This window comes from Halorussus amylolyticus (assembly GCF_004143485.2).
GTDB classification, from domain to species: domain Archaea; phylum Halobacteriota; class Halobacteria; order Halobacteriales; family Haladaptataceae; genus Halorussus; species Halorussus amylolyticus.
In genome coordinates, this window is sequence record NZ_ML974139.1 from 1 (window position 1) to 17,656 (window position 17,656).

A 17,656-nucleotide genomic window follows, 5' to 3' on the forward strand; every position below is an offset into this window, starting at 1 on the left:
GCCACTCGACTTTTGGACGCGATTCCCGAAGCTTCGAGCATGGCCGACGTACGCCACCACGTCGTCGAGGAACTCGACACTCGCGACGAGACGCTCACGCTCGAAGAGTTCGTCCGGGTCATCGAGGCCCACCACTCGACTCGCGGCCGGGGAATCGACCGGGAGACGCTCGCGGCCTACGCCGAGGCGGCCCGATTCGACGTGGACCTCGGGGCGATAGACGACCGCCTCGCCGACAGCGACGACTGGGAGGAGGGCGACAAATTCTACGACTTCGGCGACGGAACCCTCAGCGTCTACCCGCGCGACTGGCACGACGCCATCGCCGACACCGACGACATCCGCCACGTCATCGAGGTGATTCAGGACGAGACCACCGAAGCCGAGGGCGACCAGCGCGGGGCGGTCACCGAGCGCGGCGTCCCCGAGGAGAAAGTGTACCGCGTGGCCGAAACCGTCGCGGGTATCGACCGCGACGCCGCGCGCGAGCAGATAAAGCGACTGCGACAGAACGGTGACATCGAGGAGTTCGCGTCCCAGCACCGAAATCCGACCATCCGGCTCTCGTAGCCCGCACGAAGCTTTATTACCCAATCGGTCGTAGGCCCACACGGATGGCCCCTGTTAGCACACCACCCGCGGAACAGGCACGGTCGATATTCACGGACTTGGGCTACACCGTGTCCCGCGACGATGGCGACGAGTTCCGGGCCGAACGAAAGTGGCGGTCGGTCAGCGTGACCGCGCTGGCGGACCCAGCCGACGCGCCTGCCGACGGCGACATGCGATGTTTCGTAACGTGGGAAGAGTATGCACCCGAACTCCGACGGAAACTCCGTCATCTCGACCCGGAGTACGAGTGGGCGATAATCGGCGTCCACGAGTGCGGCGACTACGAAGTTACGCGCGCACCGCCGAGCGCCGCACCTGCAGTATAACATTTTCGCGCCACGGGCGTCGTGTCCGTGGCTTCGTTTTTATCTCTCGCCGAGCTTCGCGGCCGTCGCGGCGAGTCCCGCTTCTACGTCCACGTCCGCGCCCTGCGAGGAGAGCGCGTCACCGAGCGCGCCGAGCAGGTACGACACCGTCTCGGCCCGGGCGGAGTAGCCCATACAGCCGATGCGGAAGATGTCGCCGTCGAGGTCGCCGAGTCCGGTGGCGATTTCGAGGTCGTACTGGTCGAGCAGGTAGCCCGTCACGTCGGTATCGGTGACGCCGTCGGGCACGCGAACCGCGTTGAGGCTCGGGAGCCAGTAGTCGTCGGCAGCGTTCATCTCCAGGCCCATCGCCTCGACGCCGGACTTGAGCGCGCCAGCCATGCTCAGGTGGCGTTCCCAGCGGTTCTCGATGCCCTCCTCGGCGACGAGCCGGAGCGCCTCGCGGATGGCGTAGACGTTCGTGATGGGCGCGGTGTGGTGGTACGCGCGCTCGTCGCCCCAGTAGCCTTCGAGCAGCGAGAGGTCTAGATACCACGACCGGGCTGGCTCCTCGCGCGACAGCACCTTGTCCATCGCGCGGTCGTTCAGCGTGAGCGGACTCGCGCCCGGCGGGCACGACAGGCACTTTTGCGGCCCGGAGTACGCCGCGTCGATGCCCCACTCGTCCACCTTTAGTTCGACGCCGCCGAGCGAGGTCACGGTGTCGGCGATGACGAGCGCGTCGTGTTCGTGGGCCACGTCGGTCAGCTCCGAGACGTTCGGCTGGAGCGCACCGGTGCTCGTCTCGGCGTGGACGAACCCGAACACGTCGGGCTGATGCTCGTCGAAGGCGTCGGCCACGTCGGCGGGGTCGAGCGGTTCGCCCCACGGCGCATCGACGTGGACGACCTCCCCGCCCGCGCGCTCGGCCATCGACTCCATCCGGCCGCCGAAGTAGCCGTTGGTCGGCACGAGCATCGTGTCGCCGGGTTCCACGATGTTGCCGATGGCGGCCTCCATCGACGCCGACCCGGTCCCGGAGACCGGAATCGTCCACTGATTGTCGGTCCGGAAGGTGTACCGCAACAGGTCCTGGACTTCGTTCATAATCTCGACGAACGACGGGTCGAGGTGGCCGACCAGCGGGGTGCTCATCGCCCGGAGGACTCGGGGATGGACCTCGCTCGGGCCGGGACCCATCAGCGTCCGGTCCGGCGGTGTCAGCTCGCCAACGTCCGGTTTCTCTACCATACGACGCGTTACCCGCCCCGGCGACTAAAAGACTTGCACCCGACACACCGGATTGCTGGTGCCGACACGCCGGATTGCTGAGTCGTTGGTGACACCTTCCCCGAGGTAACACCGCGTTGACCTGATTCGCTGGCGAGCGGAACTGAGAAACGCCCGCTTTCGGCGTCGAAATCGTGCGAACGGTCACGCCGGTTTATTCGTGACACCGCTGTAGGAGTGATAGCCCGGTTGGATGTAACGGGGGCGTCCGCCGGGCGAGAGTTTCCAACGACACGACCGGACCCGCGAGGACGACTCGCGGAGCCGACGGACGTGGCCGCGAACTCGGCTCCGGCGTTCGCGCGCCGCGGGCGACCACATGGGGGAGGGGTCGTCCGGCCGCGCGAACGCCGGGTTCGACGCCGAGGACGGCCACGCGTCGTCGGTGGCGTTGCGGGGGTCTCGAACCGTCGATTTCGTTATGGAACGGCAGTAACCCTCGGCGGGCGGACGTTCCGCCCGCCGTCGCGGTACTGTTTTTCGACCTCGCCGCAGGAAGAGGCTTATATCGCCCGAGTGCGTACGAGTCATTCCATGATGGTCGGGCACGCGATGGTGGCGTTCGCGCTGGCGACAGCCGCGGCGTCGCGCCGATGGCCCTCCGAGCGCGCGCTGGCGTTCGGCGTCGTCGCCGCCGCGTTCGCCACGGTCCCCGACGTGGACATGGTGTACGCCGCGGTCGGACTCGCGCAGGCCGGATTCGGCGGCGTCTGGGAGATGACCGCGGCGTTCTGGGGGAGTTCGACGCTCGTCCACCGCGCGGTGACCCACTCGCTCGTCGTCGGCGTCGTCGCCGGGGTCGCGTTCGCGCTCGCAGCGCGCGCGACCGTCGGCGCGCGCCTCCTCGCGCTCGCGCTCGCGACCCTGCTGGTCGGCGCGGCGTTCGCCGTCAGCGGTGCGCTCGGCGGCGCGGTGATGGTGGTGTTCGTCCTCGCCGGATTCGCAGTCGCGGTCGTCGCCGCGGCGACGACCAGCCTCGGACCCCGCTCGCTGTTGGCCGCCGCGCTAGTCGGCCTGCTCACCCACCCGTTCGGCGACGTGTTCACCGGGGGGCCGCCCGGTTTCTTCTACCCCTTCGACTTCCAGCCCTTGGCGGGCCGAGTCACCCTGCTCGGCGACCCGACGCTCAATCTGCTCGCGGTGTTCGGTCTCGAACTCGCGACCATCTGGGTCGCGGGCTACGTCTACCTCCGGGAGACCGACCGGGACCTGCTCGCGCATGTGGACGCGCGCGCGGCTGTCGGGGTCGCGTATGCGACCGCGGCGGTGGTCCTGCCCGCCCCCACGCTCGACGGGTCGTACCACTTCGTGTTCTCGATTCTGGCGGTCGGTATCGTCGGTGTCGCCCCCCAACTCCTCCCGTCGCGGTCGGTGCTGACCGGCGAGTGGCACGACGCGATAACGTGGGTGCTGACCGGTCTCGCGGCCGTCACCATCGCGGCGGTCACGTACACGCTGGTGTACGTGTTGCCGCTCCGACCCACGCCTTTCTTGTAGCGAGAGTGTGAACCATCGCCAATGACATCCCGCGCGACCCTGCTCGACAGCGTCGTCGAAGACCAGCGCGTGAACGCGGGACTCGCGTGGCTTCTGGTCGGCTTCCTCCTGCTCGTGGCTGTCGAGAGCGTCCTCGACGGCGACCTCCTCTGGGCCGGGTTCGCAGTGTTCGTCGCAGGAGTCGCGGTCGTCCCCGCGGTATCCTACCGCGACCCCGAGGTGATGCTCCCGTGGGAAGTACTCTTGCTCGCGGCGCTCCCGATACTCGGGCGGGCGCTCGCGACGATGGTGTTCACCACGCGGGTCGCGACCTACCTCTCGGTGGCCGCGCTCGCGCTCATCATCGCGGTCGAACTCCACGTCTTCTCGACGGTCAAGATGACCCACTGGTTCGCGGTGCTGTTCGTCGTCGTCGCCACCATCGCGACGGCGGGCGTGTGGGCCGTCGTCCAGTGGGTCTCGGACCTGTATCTCGGCACCGCGTTCATCGAGAGCGAACACCGCCTGATGTGGGACTTCGTGGCGGCGACGGTGGTCGGCGGGATGGCGGGCGTCGTCTTCGAGTGGTACTTCCGTCGGTTCGTGCGAATGAGTCCGCGACTTCCCGACGACGTCGGCGAGCGACAGGGAGGGCGACTATGAAGATACGCGACAAACTCGGTATCTCGGTTCGGCGACAAGAACAGCTGACGCGCGTGATGGAGGTGTGTCTCGTCGGCGTGTTCTTCATCGGTCTCGACCGCGGGAACGTCGGCGTGATGGTCAACGCGGGTCTCGGGTTCCTCGTGACGTTCCTGCCCGCGACACTCGAACGCGACTACGACATTCCGATGGACGCCGGACTCACGCTCTGGATTACGACCGCGGTGTTCCTCCACGCGGTCGGCACGCTCGGCCCGTACCAGAGCGGCGTCACCGTGATGGGGCTCGGATGGGACAACATGACTCACGTCCTGTCGTCGTCGCTGGTCGCGGCCATCGGCTACGCCACCGCCCGCGCCATCGACGAACACACCGCCGACGTCCACCTCCCGCCACGGTTCATGTTCGTGTTCATCCTCATGTTCGTGATGGCGTTCGGCGTCATCTGGGAGGTCATCGAGTTCGCCATCGGCGGGGCGGCAACGATGCTCGGGAGCGACTCGATACTCACGCAGTACGGTCTCGAAGACACCATGCGCGACCTCATCTTCGACCTCGTGGGCGGGGTCGTCGTCGCGCTCTGGGGCACCGCGTACATGACCGACGTGGTCGGCGCGCTCACCGACCACCTCGACGGACGGACGCGGAAAGCCGATTGAATTCGGTCGCGACCCAACGTTTATTCTGATTCACACCGTCAGGCAGAAATATGATTCCGACGCCGAAAGACGCGGCCAAGGTGCTGGTCGGCGGCCCCGTGAACGTCCAGAAGAACGCGCTCAACGTCGCCTCGCTGGTCGCGCAGGCCGGACTCGCGTTCCACCGTGGGAATCACAAGCGAGCCTTCCTGCTCCTCGGGGCCGCGAGCGTCGCACCCCGCCACCCCGCGCTGTCGTGGCTGTTTCAGGGCGCGCTCGCGGCGGACGACGTGCGGAAGAAACTGTTCTGACCTGAAGAATCGTCGCGTTCTGCCCGCGGGCAGTGTTCAGATAAGTGCGGCCAACGACCGTTGCGCTCGGTGAATCAATCCATCGGCCTGGTGGACTGAAAGGGCGAGCGACCGAGGGCTTTCGAGGATGTGGTCTCAGTTCCAACACGCCAATCTGAACAGTACCCTGCCCGCGCCCGAAGGGAAAACTAAAGGACAGTTTGGCACCAATTTTTGCCTATGGATTTCAGCCTCTCGACCGAGCAACGACAGATTCGAGACATGGTCGCGGAGTTCACCGACGAGGAAATCAAGCCCCGCGCCCACGACATCGACGAGTCCGACGAGTTCCCCGCGGACCTCGTGGACGAGATGGCCGAGTTGGGTCTGATGGGCATGCCGTTCCCCGAGGAGTACGGCGGTGCGGGACTGGACTATCACTCCTACGCCATCGGTCTCGAAGAGATTTCGCGAGGGTCGGGCGGTCTCGGAACCATCGTCGCGGCCCACACCAGTCTCGCGGGCAACATGCTCTACGAGTTCGGCGACGAAGACCAGAAGCAGGAGTATCTCACGCCCCTCAATCGCGGCGACGACATCGGCGCGTTCGCGCTCTCGGAACCCGGCGCGGGGTCGGACGTGCCCGCGATGGACACGACTGCCGAAAAGCAGGGCGACGAGTACGTCATAAACGGCGGGAAACTCTGGATTTCGAACGGGTCGGTCGCCGACACCGTGACCGTCTTCGCGAAGACTGACCCCGAGGCGGGCAACAAGGGAATCTCGTCGTTCGTCGTCCGGCCCGATGAGGACGACGGCTTCCACGTCGAGGGAACCGAACACAAACTCGGCGACAAGGGGTGTCCGACCGCGGAACTCCGATTCGACGACATGGCGATTCCCGAGGACCGCCTGCTCGGCGAGGAGGGCCGGGGGTTCGTCCACGCCCTGAAGACCCTCAACGGCGGACGCATCACCATCGCGGCCCGGTCCATCGGCCTCGCGCGCGCCGCCCTCGAAGATTCGCTGGAGTACGCTCAGGACCGCGAGCAGTTCGACCAACCCATCTCGGAGTTCCAGACCATCCAGCACAAACTCGCCGACATGGACACCAAGATTCAGGCCGCCAAGCTGCTGATGCACCGCGCCGCCGACCGGAAGATTCGGGGCGAGGACTTCATCAAGCACGCCGCGCAGGCCAAACTCCACGCCTCGGAAATCTCCCGAGAGGTCGCCAACGAGGGCATCCAGATTCACGGCGGTTACGGCTACACCACCGACTTCGACGTGGAACGGTACTACCGGGACGCGAAACTCAACGAGATTTACGAGGGGACGAGCGAGGTGCTGAGAAATACGATTGCGAACGAACTGTTGGAGTAGCGACTGAGACGAACGACCCACAGGACCGCCAAACCGCCGGATTCGACGCCCACCGAAGCGATGGCCGCTCGACGCGTGTCGAGCGGCCATCGCGGGACCACCATTGATTTTTGTCCGTAGCGTGAACGATTCGGACATGACCGCCGCGAACGTCTCCGGTCTCGAACTCTGGATTCGACTGGTCGCCGGACTCCTGCTGATACTCACCAACGGCTTCTTCGTCGCCGTCGAGTTCGCGCTCACGCGGGTCCGCCAGTACTCGAAAGACGAGTTCGACACTCCCAAACTCCGGCGCGCGTGGGAGATGACCCAGAACCTCGAAATCTACCTCACGAGCTGTCAGGTCGGCATCACGGCGTCCAGCATCGCGGTCGGCATCGTGGCCGAACCGGCGCTCGTCGCGCTGTTCGAACCGGTGTTTCGGGACACCGTCCTCGCGTCGGTCGGTGCGGGCGCGATTCTCGCGTTCGTCATCATCAATCTCCTCCACCTGACCCACGGCGAACAGACCCCGACGTACCTCGGCGTCGAGCGAACCAAGTTCGTCGCGCGCTACGGCGCGACACCGCTGTACTGGTTCGCGTGGCTCATCTCGCCGCTCATCAAAATCGGCGACGGAGTGGCGAAGTGGACGCTCAGACTGTTCGGCGTCGAGATGACCGGCGCGTGGCTCGAAACCGAGACCGAGGCCATCGAGACCCGCGCCGACCTCCGCAACGAACTCGGGGCGGTCCTCGACCGGGGGGAACTCCCCGACGAGCGCAAGGAGGAGGTGGTCAACGCGCTCCGGGTCGGCGACCGGCCCGTCCGCGAGGTCGCGACACCCCGGGAGGACGTCGTCTTCCTCTCGACCGAGGTGTCGGTCTCGGAGAATCTCGACCGCATCGGGTCGAGTCCCCACACCCGATTCCCGCTGGTCGGCGAGACGCCCGAGGACTTCCGGGGCATCGTCTACGTTCCTTCGGTGGTGGCTCGCGTGGACGACCTCCGGGCGGGCGAGACCGACTTCGAGGCGATTGCCTCCCCGACGATGACGCTGTCGGCGGACACCACCATCAGCGAAGCGGTGGACCAATTTCAGGTCGAGCATCAGGAACTCGCGCTCGTCCTCGACGCCGGGGACGCGGTGGGTCTCGTCACCGCCACTGACGCGCTCGAAGCCATCATGGGCGAGATAGAGGACCCCCTCGACATCGGCGACGGCCCGGACGTGGCGAGTCAGTCGCCGGAGACGTGAGGTGGGGAACCGAGCGACCGGCGTCGGCGTGACGCCGACGCCGGTCGCTCGGTCAATTTTCTCAGTCGTCAGTCGCGCTGGCTTAATCTCTCGCTCAGCCACTCGTAATGTGCTTCGAGCGCGCGCTCGCCCGCCTCCGTGAGCGCGTAGGCGTCGTGGATTCCCTCGGTTCGCGTCTCCACGAATCCGCGCTCGGTCAGCGACCGGAGTCCGGCGTAGAACGATTTCGAGTCGATGTGGGTGTCGTAGTGGGCTTCGAGGCTGGTCTTGAGTTTCTGTCCGCGGAGTTGGTCGACCTCGTACAGCAGGGCGCAGATGTCGCGCCGACGCCCGCTCTGGAGCCACTTGGTCATGGTCGGCCAATCCGGCCGGGCGAATACGACGTTTGCGCTTTCGCGCGGCGAGCGCGGGGACCCGCGCTCGCCGCGCGTCACCGTCTCTCGAAAGGACTATGAAACGTGTGTAAATACCTGACTGTATGCCGATTACCGATTCCGAGTGGGACGACGGAGAAATCGACGCCGACGACGGCTATCCCGACACGACCGCCGTCGGGGAGTTCGAAACCGAAAAGGACCTCATTCTGAGCTTCCTCAGCGAGAACCACGACAGCGCGTTCACCCGTGCCGAAATCGTCCGCGGCGTGGACTTCGGCGAGGCGGACGACCCCGAGACCATCCGGGAGACGCTGGCGAACCTCCCGAATCAGCTCCTCGACATCGCGGGCGACCTCGCCGCGAGCGGCATCGTCGTGGACGACATCTCGGACGCGCTCGACGAACTCGTCGAGGAGGGAGCGGTCGAGCGAAAGCAACTCGAACGTCGCGACGGCGAACCGGAAGTGTACTACCGACTCGCGGAGTGACGCCCGACCGAACGGGTCGGCCTCGAACCGGTAGCTTCGACTACCGCGAGTCCGAACCACGGGACATGACCGAGGGCGAACGCGCCGAACCGACCGAAGACGAGGCTATCGAACTGACTGAGAACGGAATCACCGCGCGCTACTACGAGACCGAGAGCGAGCGCGTGCTGGCGTTCGCCCGCGACGGCCGGACCGCCGCAGTCGCCCAGAACGTCGAGGGGTACGCCATGCTCAAGGTCCGACCAACCGCCGACGGCGACGAAATCGAACGCTACTACGGCTTCGACATGGCGCTCGACCACGCCGGGGAGCTACTGGGTGTCGCGCCGAACGACCTGCCGGTGCCTGAGGCGGCCAGCGATATGGGGATGTGAGATTCCGGTCCGTCGAGTCTCGCTGGTGTATTTCTCTTCAGTGACCTGCTGAGCGACAGCCTGCTTTGTGAAGCGAATTAGAGCTTGCTTCGTGAATCGAAGTACAGTCTCCTGCCCGAATCGAAGTACAGTCTCCTGCCCGAATCGAAGTACAGTCTTTTTCGTGAAGCTAGCTACTCCCGGTACCTATGAGGACCGCACCGCACTGCACAACACCGCCCCGCCCCGCGCCCCGTGCCTCCCCGCGTGCGCGCTCTCGCTCGCGATGTGCGAGCGAGAGCGCGCGGCGCGTCCCGTGGTCTGTAACCATTCGCGAACCGTGCGGTCGAAGGACTGCCGACCCACCGGGGAAGGACACAACATCTATCCGGGGCGCGGTCCCATCCCTTGGCATGACAGACTACACCACCGTCTCGATTCCGAAGGACCTCGCCGACCGGGTCGATGAGACCATCGAGGGCACCAGCTTTTCGAGCACGAGCGACCTCGTCCGATTTCTGCTCCGGAGCATCGTCATCCAACACCAGAAAGAAGGAAAACTGACCGAGGCCGAGTTCGAGGAGATTACGGGCCAACTCCGCGAGCTCGGCTATCTGGAGTAATCAGGCGAACTCCTCGACCGGCGGTTCGGCGTCCACGACCTCCAGCGGTTGGCGTCGGCCCGACCGGTCGAACGCCGCGAGCGACGACTCCTCCCACGGCGGCACCGCGACCAGCACCGCCCTCGCGAGGTCGTCGGCCTTCGTCACGCCGAGGTTCCCGTCGGGATGCGAGACGAATCGCCCCTGTGTCTGGCCCGCCGGAATCGAGAGGTCAACGCCGAACACGGCGTTCAGCGACTCGCCCGCGTCGGGCGGATAGAAGTGCGTGAGTACGGGGGCGTCGGCGGGCACGTCGGCGGAGTCGGGGGGCGCGCCTGACGCGCCCTCCAACTCGGCCGCGGGCGTGACCGCGAGTGCGACAGACAGCGCGTCCGGTTCGGCGTCGGCCGCGAGTTCGAGCAGTGCCGTCACCAGTCCCCAAGTTGCGTACACCACGTCTCGGCTTGTCGCTGGCGGGGTATAGTCCCATCGCCGACCGTCCTACCGAAAATCTGCCACGAATGCACGGTTTTAAATTGACATACTGTGTCAGTACACCCATTCTGGTTAAAACCTGTCCAAAATATATAAAAAATTTTATATATTAGCGCGGTGTAGGCATAGATACAATGGCTCACACCAACCTGACCGAGTACCTCGCCGAGAACCCCCGGATGATGGGCGTCCTGTTCACGATGCTGCTACTGCTCTCGCAGGCGGGCAACGGTGCCGCCGCGTTCGCCCCCGGCTGTGCAGGACCGTAACCTCAGAGGTCCTCGACGTTCACCGCGTTGCTCCACGCGAACTGCCCGTCGATTTTCACGGGAACGTTTTCGAGAAAGAATATCTGCTTGAGTTCCTCGCGGGTCGTCGTGAAGGTGTCTAGCTCGCCCGACGCCAGATACGACTCGTCGGCTTCGGCGATTTGCGGTGAGACGAACGACCCCATCGCGCTATCGTTCGAGACGTAGCTTCGAGGCGTCAGTTCGATTTCGTCGGTTCTGGTCTCGATTTCGTACAACAGCGCGACTTTGCTTTTCCGTTGTGCGATATCGACGTTGCCGTCGCCGACCACGATGTAGTTGCTGCCGACGATGCTTCGACCGCGCGCGATGGAGAGCGCGACCCGAAGCGGGAACCCCCGATTCAGCAGGCGAACCATCGTCTTTCCGACCCGGACCGCGCCGCTGTTGATGACGTCGTCGAGCGTGACGACGCCGCCGACGCTCCCGGCTTCGACCAACTCCATCCCCTGCTCGTAGGACTGACAGGCGTTCAACATAAACGCCTCGACGCTGACGGCGTCCAGCGTGGCGGCGTCGAGGTGGCCGTCCGCGCAGTCGAACCCCTGTTCGTCGATGTGGCCGATGTAGTGGAGGAACGTCGCGCCCTCGTCGAGCACGTCGCGGAGTTCCTCGGTCGTCAGGTCCCGGCGGACCGTCACGTCGAACGGGAGGTCGTCGCGCGACCCGTACACCTCGGCGGCGAGGTCGCGCTCCTCGTCCATCGCGTCGTCGTTGCAGACGACGACGATGTCGATGTCGCCGCGGTCGTCCCGGCGCGCGAGTCGGTTGTGAAACGCGGTCACGGTCGCCTTGGTGGCGTCCACGGGCGCGCGGTCGCCGAGCCACGCCTGCTCGACCGAGTCGGTTCGCTCGGGTTCGACCAGCGGGAGGCTCGCGCTAGCCTCGCTCGCGCTCCTGGTGAAGTCGCCGTCGCGCGCGAACTCGCCGACCGCCGCGGGCGTCGGTTGGGTCGCCACCTCGCGCATCTGCGGCGTCCGGACGACCGCGAGGTCGTCCACGAGGAACGGGAGCGCGGTGACGTTCTCGGGTGTCGGCTCGACGTGCGTGGTCAGTTTCCAGGTCGGGACGTACTCCTCGACGACCTCGTAGGGGACCGAGAGGTACGCCGCCAGTCTGTCGGCCAGCGGCCGGTCGTAGAGCGCGGCGAACTCGAGGTCCACGAGCGGTTCGACCGCCTCGCGCTCGTGGAGTTCGACCGGGTACAGTCCCTCGGTTCGGGTCACGCAGTCGAGGAGGAACGTCTGTTTCAGTACCCGCTCGACTTCGCCTTCGAAACCTCGGTGACTGTCGAGCGAATGCTCGAACCCCTCGTCGGTGACGATTCGCGGCGCGGGTCCGGGCACGAGTTCGGCTCCGAGGTAGAACGCGAGCGGCGCGGCGACGTAGACGTACCGGCGTTCGGGCGGGAGTTCGATGCGGACGCCGGTATCGGGCGTGTCGAGTTCGTCGGGGATGTGGAGTTCCTCGCCGCGCTCGATGAGGGGCGGATGGCCCCGAAGCGTCGGGAAACTCCGCTCGGGCGAAGTGGTCTTGAGCGCCGACCCGAGCGCCGAGACTGCCGCCATCACGTCTCGGGGGTCGTCGGTCGTCGTCACCGTCGTGGACGGGCGCTCGTGGTGCGAGCGCGCCCCGAGCCGAATCTCGGTGTCACCGTCGAACTCGAAACGAATCCCGCCGGGGGACGCGGTCACGGAAATCGGCGCTTCGACGCCGAGATACAGCTTCATCGGCGCACACAGTTCGATAGTGTAGTGTCCGCCCGAGAGGTCACAGTCTGTCGCGCTGTTCACTTCGACCAGGGTCGTCCCGTCGGCGTCGCGCACGAACGCGGCGACGAGCGTCGGCACGACAAGTGAATCCGCGGTAAGGGAGACCGCGGCGTCCACCGGAAACGGGAGGTCGTCGGCGTCGATTGGGGCCGGCTCGACGGACCCGCCGGTGTGGAGCGTGTACGTCCGACGCTCGACGCGGTCGCGTATCTCGACGCCGGGCGTGTCCGACGTGGAGTCGAACGACAGCGTCACGGGTGACCAGCCCCGTCCTCCGAAATCGACCCTCGGGCGGAACGCATACGGCCCAATTTCGCCCCCCTATTCAAAAAATTATCGTTGAATTTCGGCTTTCGGGACGAAATCGTCGAAAATCACGGCAACATCATCCGTAAGTTTCGGGCGAACAGCGACGGCGCTCGGCGGCGAGCGCCGCCGAGCGCGTCCGAGAGCGCGCGTGCGCCGTCGTTCTGGACGCCCGGACCGTGGCCCACCATAATTCGCTCCGGGTCGAGTCCGTCCAGCGCCGACGGCGGAAAGAGTCGCATCATCGGATGAACGCCGAGTCGCTCGCCGTCGGTCGTGAAGTACCGCGCGTTGCCGACGCTCTCGGGGACGAGGAGCGTCCCGGTCGTCTCGTCGTAGAGCGCCCCTTCCTCCCAGCCGAACCGGTCGGCGACTTTCAGCAGTCGGTAGTCGGTGCCCGGCAGTCGGTCGTCGAACCGCCGGACTTCGACGGTGATGTCGTCCGGAACCCGGTCGAACCACGCCGGAAGGTACACCGGCACGTCGTGTCTGCGCGCGATTTCGTCGGCGTCCCGGTAGTGGCGGTTCAGCAGAACCGCCACGCCCGCGACCTCGCCGAACTCCGCGAACAGGTCGTCGATACCGGGGGCGTCCACCGGGTCGATGACCCACACTGCATCAGTTCGTTCGTTCTCCTCCCCGTCGCCGTCTGCCGCTTCGCCGTCCCCGTCGTCGCCTCTCTCGGTCGCGAGCGCGTGACTCGCCCGCAACATCGCTTCGTCGGGGTGGGCTATCCAGCCCACGCCGCCGTCCCACCGGTCGATTTCCTCGTACTCCGTCGCGGGCTGCGTCCGTTTGAGCGGCATGGACGGTGCTACGAACCGCGTCCACAAAACACTCCGGTCTCTCGGGGGGTGTGAGTCGGGTTCTCGCGGGGCCACAGCCCTCTTTGTCGCGACCGCCGTGCAGTCTCCATGGTCGAACTCGGATACACGCTTTCGAGCGAGGAACACCCGCCGAACGACCTGATAGACCACGCGGTCCGCGCCGAGGAACTCGGCTTCGACTTCGTCTCGATTTCGGACCACTTCCACCCGTGGATTGGCGCGCAGGGCCACTCGCCGTTCGTCTGGACGACGCTCGGCGGGGTCGCGCACGCGACCGACGACATCGACGTGGGCGTGGGCGTGACGTGTCCTACGACGCGAATCCATCCGGGCATCGTCGCCCAAGCCGTCGGCACCGTGGCGAAACTGTTCGAGAAGTCCGGTCAGCAGTTCTACTTCGGGGTCGGCACCGGCGAGAATCTGAACGAACACGTCTTCGGCGACCGGTGGCCCGAACACCCGGTTCGACTCGAAATGCTGGAGGAGGCGGTGGAAGTCATCCGGAAACTCTGGTCGGGCAAGCAGGTCAGCCACCGCGGAAAGCACTACACGGTCGAGGACGCGCGCCTGTTCACCCTCCCCGACGAGACGCCGCCCATCTGCGTGTCGGCATACGGCGACCGGGCCGCGAAAGCCGCCGCCAGAATCGGCGAGGGGTTCTGGTCGGTCGGCCCCCAAGACGTGGTCGAGACCTACGAGGAGGAGGGCGGCGAGGGGCCGAAGTTCAGCCAGCTCACGGTCTGCTACGCCGACACCGAGGACGAGGCGGTCGAAATCGCCCACGAGCAGTGGCCCAACAGCATCCTGCCGGGCGAACTCGCCGCCATCCTGCCGACGCCGACCCACTTCGAGCAGGCGACCCAGATGGTGTCGAAGGAGGACGTGCGCGAGGCCGACAGCATCGTGACCGACCCCGACCCCGAGACGCACGTCGAGAACATCCAGCAGTTCATCGACGCGGGCTACGACCACGTGTACGTCCACCAAATCGGCCCGAATCAGGAGGATTTCTTCGAGTGCTACGGCGAGCACGTCCTGCCGGAGTTCTGAGGCGACACGACTCGCCGCGAAATCGCGGGTGGTTCGCGACGGCGCGAGACGCCGTCGCGAACCACCGACACCTGTTTGCCGGTCTCGGCCCAACGGTCGTCCATGCGCCGCCTCGGTCTTCGCGTGCTGATGGTCGCCGTCGGCATCGCGCTCCTCGCGGTGTACGCGAGCGCGGCGTACCTCGGCTACCGCCTGCTGGCGTTCGTGTGGCTGGCTCGCGGCGACCTGCTCGCCGTGGCCGCGTGGACCACGGCGCTCGCCGTTTCGCTCGGGTATCTGAGCTACCGGTTCGGCACGGCGCGCCTGTTGGCGCGACTCGACGCCACGGAGCTTCCGCGGTGGCGCGCGCCGGGGGCCTACGACCGATTCGAGCGGCTTCGGGCGAAGATGGACGCGGGCGAACCGCGACTGCTCGTGGCCCGGATGGCCGTCCCGAACGCGATGGCGCTCGACGCGCCCGGCGGGAGCGCCGTCGTGATGGACCGGTCGCTGTTCGACATCCTCACGGGCGCGGAGTTCGAGGCCCTAGTGGCCCACGAACTCGCCCACCTCGAAACGCGGGATGCTCTCGTGCAGACGCTGGCGTACAGTGCGGGTCAGTCGGTGGTGTGGGTGGTCGTTCCGCTCGTACTCCCGTTCGTGGTGGTCGGGTCGGGCGTCGGTCGCGCGCTGAACTGGATTCGGGGTCGCCCGCCCGCTCGGGCGGGCGACCCCGTGGCGCGACTCCGATTTCAGGTCGGCCGGGTCGTGATGGTGGCGTTCACCGCGCTCACGCTGGTAGTCCTCGCCCACTCGCGCCGCCGGGAGTTCGCGGCCGACGACCGGGCGGCGGCGGTCACGGGCAGGCCGCTCGCGCTCGCCCGCGCCCTCCGGAAGATAGAGCGGGCGTCTACACCCCGGTGGGGCCCCCTCTCGGCGCTGACCGTCCGCGGGGAGGACAATGCCCCGATGACGCGCCTCCTCTCGACGCATCCGACGATGGACGACCGGGTGGCGAGACTCCTCGAACGAGCCGACCGGGAATCGGAGCGGTCGGCCGCGAGTCGATAAAATCTCCGTTCGGCCGAATCGCTATTCCGCGCGGCGGCCGTAGCTCCGGCGTCATGAATCGGCGCACGTTTCTCGGCCGCGCGGCCGAGGTCGGGGGAATCGGGGGACTGGTCGGACTCGCGGGGTGTGCGGCACCCATCGCACCGCAAGCGACCGAAGAGACTGCGGGAGACGAACCGACGGACCAAGACGAAGCGACACCGGAAGAAACGACCGGGGAAGCGACGGCGACGGAGGGGACCACGACCGACGAGGACGGCGGAGCGGACGGCGGGGAGACCCAATCGGTCGCCATGATTACCGAGGGGAGTGAGTACTACTTCGACCCCATCGGCCTGTTCGTCGAACCCGGAACGACGGTCTCGTTCGTCAACGAGAGCGGCGCTCACTCCGCGACGGCCTACGCCGAGGGCACCGGCGGCGCGGAGGAGACCCGCATCCCCGAGGATGCCGAACCGTGGAACAGCGAGACGCTCACGGAGGAGGGCGCGACGTTCGAACACACCTTCGAGGTCGGGGGCACCTACGACTACTTCTGTATCCCGCACAAGACGCTCGGGATGGTGGGTCGAATCGTGGTCGGCGAACCGGGCGGTCCCGCCGAGGGGAGCATGCCGCCCGACGGCGACGTGCCCGAGAGCCAGCGCATCGTCGAGGAGGGCGCAGTGTCCTACGAGGCGTTCTCGGAGTGAGTCGCTACCGACTCGCGCCGTCGAGGTCGGCCTCGGCGAGCGCCTGTCGCCACGACCCGAATCGGCGGTGGTAGGTCACGGGCGCGTACTCGCCGCGGTCGTCCATCTCGGCGGCCTTGGGCGCGCGGCCGAGTTCGTCGGCGAGACGCTCGATTTCGTGGAGGAGGTCGGCGTCGGAGATGCCGTCGTTGGTGTCGAGCATCGCCTCCTGCAGCGCGGCCGACCAACTCCCGAATCGGAGTTGGTAGGTGCGATTCGAGTACTTGCCCCGGTCGGTCATGTCCTGTTGGGTCGGGGGTTTGCCGAGTTCGGTGTAGAGTCGCTGGAGTTCCGCCAGCAGTTCGCGGTCGGGGATGCGCTTGGTGCCCATCTCGGCGGGGTCGAGACCCGCGGCTTCGAGGGCGTCGTTCCAACTCCCGAACGTCTCTTGGTACAGTTCCGGCGAGTAATCGCCCTCCTCGTGCATATCCACCACGGTCGGGGTCTTGCCGAGTCGGGCGGCCAGCGACTGGAGCGCGGCGCGAAGCGTCTCCGGAGCGACATGCTGGCTCATCACTTCTCGAAAGACGATGCCCGATATTAAAGTTGAGCTTTCACTAATAGTCAGATTTATCAGCTACCGTATGTTCTTTTTCCGTGGAGATATCAACTTCTATAATTCTATTTTCATATAAGCAAGTGTTTATATATGGGGCATACAAACGGGCTAAACAAGCACGTGAGACGACCCGAGAAGTGCCGGGGCGGGGCGGTTTGACGGCTCCCCATCCGACGGGTGTCCGTTGCTCGTTCGGAACCTTAAAGGCCTCGGCCGCTTCTCATCTATGATAACGTGCCAACACACGGAGAAGTCAAAACATGAAAATAAAACAACTATTGTCAGACGACGACGCGGTCAGTCCCGTCATCGGCGTCATCCTCATGGTCGCGATTACGGTGATTCTCGCGGCCGTCATCGGAACGTTCGTGCTGGGACTTGGTGAGAGCGTGAATCAGAACGCAAGTGCAGGCGTTACGGAAGCAGGTAACGATACGTCTGTAACCCTCAATTCACTTGGGCAAAACACAGACGGGATTAAATGCTCCGGTGTCGAAGAGTTCAGTACTGCAGACAATGATGAATATACGGAAAGCGTTGGGTCAAAAATAGTCTGTGATGACGATGGCGATGCAGATGGTAACTCTGTCGTCGCATACAGTAAAGACGGTGACGCGCAGAACGCAAGCGTCTACTCGTTCGACTAACTGACCACCTCCCGCATTTCTTTCGAGAACCAACTCCCCACCGGTAGGTACGTCTCGAAACACACGACGGACTCACCACCGAAACGTAGTCGGTGACGAGACACTCGGGGAACAAAAACTCCGGCCGGGGGGGGGGGGGCGGGCCCCCGCCCGGCCGCGGGGGTGGTTGGGGGTGGGGGCGCCGAAGACAGGGGAAA

At 65.8% G+C, this 17,656-nt stretch carries 22 protein-coding genes; 16 read left to right on the forward strand and 6 right to left on the reverse strand.

Going from position 1 to position 17,656, the window contains the following annotated elements; all coding sequences use genetic code 11:
* Positions 1-570 (forward strand): hypothetical protein (locus EKH81_RS15330; protein ID WP_238392209.1); only part of this gene is annotated, 570 nt, incomplete at its 5' end.
* Positions 571-614: 44 nt separating this feature from the next.
* Positions 615-938 (forward strand): DUF7116 family protein, encoded by a 324-nt coding sequence (locus tag EKH81_RS15335; protein ID WP_132059954.1) that lies wholly within the window; start codon positions 615-617, stop codon positions 936-938.
* A 39-nt stretch (positions 939-977) separates the two neighbouring features.
* On the opposite strand, the gene EKH81_RS15340 is transcribed toward EKH81_RS15335, so the two are convergent.
* Complete coding sequence (locus tag EKH81_RS15340; protein WP_132059956.1) at positions 978-2,168, reverse strand: pyridoxal-phosphate-dependent aminotransferase family protein; 1,191 nt, start codon at positions 2,166-2,168, stop codon at positions 978-980.
* Positions 2,169-2,741: 573 nt separating this feature from the next.
* On the opposite strand from EKH81_RS15340, the gene EKH81_RS15345 reads away from it, so the two are divergent.
* The 6 genes from EKH81_RS15345 to EKH81_RS15370 all read left to right on the forward strand — a co-directional run bounded on the left by EKH81_RS15345 (position 2,742) and on the right by EKH81_RS15370 (position 7,894).
* Positions 2,742-3,704 carry a metal-dependent hydrolase gene (locus tag EKH81_RS15345; RefSeq protein ID WP_202935170.1) on the forward strand — a complete coding sequence of 321 codons (963 nt, stop codon included), beginning with the start codon at positions 2,742-2,744 and terminating at the stop codon, positions 3,702-3,704.
* Positions 3,705-3,725: 21 nt separating this feature from the next.
* Positions 3,726-4,346, forward strand: a complete 621-nt coding sequence (locus tag EKH81_RS15350) for a hypothetical protein (RefSeq protein ID WP_132059958.1) — start codon at positions 3,726-3,728, stop codon at positions 4,344-4,346.
* Positions 4,343-5,005 carry a DUF2238 domain-containing protein gene (locus EKH81_RS15355; RefSeq protein WP_132059960.1) on the forward strand — a complete coding sequence of 221 codons (663 nt, stop codon included), beginning with the start codon at positions 4,343-4,345 and terminating at the stop codon, positions 5,003-5,005. The genes EKH81_RS15350 and EKH81_RS15355 overlap by 4 nt, the downstream gene beginning before the upstream one ends.
* A 50-nt stretch (positions 5,006-5,055) precedes the next feature.
* Positions 5,056-5,295 (forward strand): hypothetical protein, encoded by a 240-nt coding sequence (locus EKH81_RS15360; protein WP_132059962.1) that lies wholly within the window; start codon positions 5,056-5,058, stop codon positions 5,293-5,295.
* Between the two features lie 219 nt (positions 5,296-5,514).
* Positions 5,515-6,657: an acyl-CoA dehydrogenase gene (locus EKH81_RS15365; RefSeq protein WP_132059964.1), complete on the forward strand. Its 1,143-nt coding sequence runs from the start codon at positions 5,515-5,517 to the stop codon at positions 6,655-6,657.
* Positions 6,658-6,793: 136 nt separating this feature from the next.
* Positions 6,794-7,894 carry a hemolysin family protein gene (locus EKH81_RS15370; protein WP_132059966.1) on the forward strand — a complete coding sequence of 367 codons (1,101 nt, stop codon included), beginning with the start codon at positions 6,794-6,796 and terminating at the stop codon, positions 7,892-7,894.
* A 68-nt stretch (positions 7,895-7,962) separates the two neighbouring features.
* On the opposite strand, the gene EKH81_RS15375 is transcribed toward EKH81_RS15370, so the two are convergent.
* Complete coding sequence (locus EKH81_RS15375; RefSeq protein WP_132059968.1) at positions 7,963-8,247, reverse strand: helix-turn-helix transcriptional regulator; 285 nt, start codon at positions 8,245-8,247, stop codon at positions 7,963-7,965.
* Positions 8,248-8,372: 125 nt separating this feature from the next.
* Between EKH81_RS15375 and EKH81_RS15380 the strand changes: the two genes are divergently transcribed.
* The 3 genes from EKH81_RS15380 (at position 8,373) to EKH81_RS15390 (ending at position 9,735) form a co-directional block, all read left to right on the forward strand.
* Complete coding sequence (locus EKH81_RS15380) at positions 8,373-8,759, forward strand: hypothetical protein (protein WP_132059970.1); 387 nt, start codon at positions 8,373-8,375, stop codon at positions 8,757-8,759.
* A 65-nt stretch (positions 8,760-8,824) separates the two neighbouring features.
* On the forward strand, positions 8,825-9,133 hold the full coding sequence (locus EKH81_RS15385) for a DUF7111 family protein (RefSeq protein WP_132059972.1): 309 nt from the start codon (positions 8,825-8,827) through the stop codon (positions 9,131-9,133).
* A 392-nt stretch (positions 9,134-9,525) separates the two neighbouring features.
* Complete coding sequence (locus EKH81_RS15390) at positions 9,526-9,735, forward strand: ribbon-helix-helix domain-containing protein (protein ID WP_132059974.1); 210 nt, start codon at positions 9,526-9,528, stop codon at positions 9,733-9,735.
* Here EKH81_RS15390 and EKH81_RS15395 read toward each other — a convergent pair whose 3' ends face one another.
* A complete protein-coding gene (locus EKH81_RS15395; RefSeq protein ID WP_132059976.1) occupies positions 9,736-10,170 on the reverse strand; it encodes a JAB/MPN domain protein-containing protein in 435 nt (144 codons plus the stop codon).
* A 173-nt stretch (positions 10,171-10,343) separates the two neighbouring features.
* On the opposite strand from EKH81_RS15395, the gene EKH81_RS19780 reads away from it, so the two are divergent.
* Positions 10,344-10,478, forward strand: a complete 135-nt coding sequence (locus EKH81_RS19780) for a DUF7503 family protein (RefSeq protein WP_274380512.1) — start codon at positions 10,344-10,346, stop codon at positions 10,476-10,478.
* Between the two features lie 2 nt (positions 10,479-10,480).
* Here EKH81_RS19780 and EKH81_RS15400 read toward each other — a convergent pair whose 3' ends face one another.
* Entirely contained in the window at positions 10,481-12,544 is a 2,064-nt protein-coding gene (locus EKH81_RS15400) for a hypothetical protein (protein ID WP_132059978.1), read from the reverse strand.
* 119 nt (positions 12,545-12,663) lie between these two features.
* A complete protein-coding gene (locus tag EKH81_RS15405; RefSeq protein WP_132059980.1) occupies positions 12,664-13,401 on the reverse strand; it encodes a hypothetical protein in 738 nt (245 codons plus the stop codon).
* A 108-nt stretch (positions 13,402-13,509) separates the two neighbouring features.
* Between EKH81_RS15405 and EKH81_RS15410 the strand changes: the two genes are divergently transcribed.
* The 3 genes from EKH81_RS15410 to EKH81_RS15420 all read left to right on the forward strand — a co-directional run bounded on the left by EKH81_RS15410 (position 13,510) and on the right by EKH81_RS15420 (position 16,214).
* The gene (locus EKH81_RS15410) at positions 13,510-14,472 is read left to right on the forward strand and encodes a TIGR03557 family F420-dependent LLM class oxidoreductase (protein ID WP_132059982.1); all 963 of its coding nucleotides are present in this window, start codon (positions 13,510-13,512) and stop codon (positions 14,470-14,472) included.
* Positions 14,473-14,574: 102 nt separating this feature from the next.
* Positions 14,575-15,522 carry a M48 family metallopeptidase gene (locus tag EKH81_RS15415; RefSeq protein ID WP_238392210.1) on the forward strand — a complete coding sequence of 316 codons (948 nt, stop codon included), beginning with the start codon at positions 14,575-14,577 and terminating at the stop codon, positions 15,520-15,522.
* 53 nt (positions 15,523-15,575) lie between these two features.
* Entirely contained in the window at positions 15,576-16,214 is a 639-nt protein-coding gene (locus EKH81_RS15420; protein WP_132059984.1) for a plastocyanin/azurin family copper-binding protein, read from the forward strand.
* Between the two features lie 4 nt (positions 16,215-16,218).
* Here EKH81_RS15420 and EKH81_RS15425 read toward each other — a convergent pair whose 3' ends face one another.
* Complete coding sequence (locus tag EKH81_RS15425; RefSeq protein WP_132059986.1) at positions 16,219-16,767, reverse strand: homing endonuclease associated repeat-containing protein; 549 nt, start codon at positions 16,765-16,767, stop codon at positions 16,219-16,221.
* Positions 16,768-17,072: 305 nt separating this feature from the next.
* Between EKH81_RS15425 and EKH81_RS19615 the strand changes: the two genes are divergently transcribed.
* Complete coding sequence (locus EKH81_RS19615) at positions 17,073-17,459, forward strand: type IV pilin domain-containing protein (protein ID WP_238392211.1); 387 nt, start codon at positions 17,073-17,075, stop codon at positions 17,457-17,459.
* Positions 17,460-17,656 lie beyond the last annotated feature (197 nt).

Bases quoted from the DNA above. Each gene is read 5' to 3' on its own strand.
- EKH81_RS15405 (WP_132059980.1), bottom strand. From the start codon at position 13,401: ATGCCGCTCAAACGGACGCAGCCCGCGACGGAGTACGAGGAAATCGAC.
- EKH81_RS15390 (WP_132059974.1), top strand. From the start codon at position 9,526: ATGACAGACTACACCACCGTCTCGATTCCGAAGGACCTCGCCGACCGG.
- EKH81_RS15370 (WP_132059966.1), top strand. From the start codon at position 6,794: ATGACCGCCGCGAACGTCTCCGGTCTCGAACTCTGGATTCGACTGGTC.
- EKH81_RS19780 (WP_274380512.1), top strand. From the start codon at position 10,344: ATGGCTCACACCAACCTGACCGAGTACCTCGCCGAGAACCCCCGGATG.
- EKH81_RS15415 (WP_238392210.1), top strand. From the start codon at position 14,575: ATGCGCCGCCTCGGTCTTCGCGTGCTGATGGTCGCCGTCGGCATCGCG.
- EKH81_RS19615 (WP_238392211.1), top strand. From the start codon at position 17,073: ATGAAAATAAAACAACTATTGTCAGACGACGACGCGGTCAGTCCCGTC.
- EKH81_RS15345 (WP_202935170.1), top strand. From the start codon at position 2,742: ATGATGGTCGGGCACGCGATGGTGGCGTTCGCGCTGGCGACAGCCGCG.
- EKH81_RS15340 (WP_132059956.1), bottom strand. From the start codon at position 2,168: ATGGTAGAGAAACCGGACGTTGGCGAGCTGACACCGCCGGACCGGACG.
- EKH81_RS15355 (WP_132059960.1), top strand. From the start codon at position 4,343: ATGAAGATACGCGACAAACTCGGTATCTCGGTTCGGCGACAAGAACAG.
- EKH81_RS15425 (WP_132059986.1), bottom strand. From the start codon at position 16,767: ATGAGCCAGCATGTCGCTCCGGAGACGCTTCGCGCCGCGCTCCAGTCG.
- EKH81_RS15385 (WP_132059972.1), top strand. From the start codon at position 8,825: ATGACCGAGGGCGAACGCGCCGAACCGACCGAAGACGAGGCTATCGAA.
- EKH81_RS15375 (WP_132059968.1), bottom strand. From the start codon at position 8,247: ATGACCAAGTGGCTCCAGAGCGGGCGTCGGCGCGACATCTGCGCCCTG.
- EKH81_RS15335 (WP_132059954.1), top strand. From the start codon at position 615: ATGGCCCCTGTTAGCACACCACCCGCGGAACAGGCACGGTCGATATTC.
- EKH81_RS15365 (WP_132059964.1), top strand. From the start codon at position 5,515: ATGGATTTCAGCCTCTCGACCGAGCAACGACAGATTCGAGACATGGTC.
- EKH81_RS15410 (WP_132059982.1), top strand. From the start codon at position 13,510: ATGGTCGAACTCGGATACACGCTTTCGAGCGAGGAACACCCGCCGAAC.
- EKH81_RS15350 (WP_132059958.1), top strand. From the start codon at position 3,726: ATGACATCCCGCGCGACCCTGCTCGACAGCGTCGTCGAAGACCAGCGC.
- EKH81_RS15380 (WP_132059970.1), top strand. From the start codon at position 8,373: ATGCCGATTACCGATTCCGAGTGGGACGACGGAGAAATCGACGCCGAC.
- EKH81_RS15420 (WP_132059984.1), top strand. From the start codon at position 15,576: ATGAATCGGCGCACGTTTCTCGGCCGCGCGGCCGAGGTCGGGGGAATC.
- EKH81_RS15360 (WP_132059962.1), top strand. From the start codon at position 5,056: ATGATTCCGACGCCGAAAGACGCGGCCAAGGTGCTGGTCGGCGGCCCC.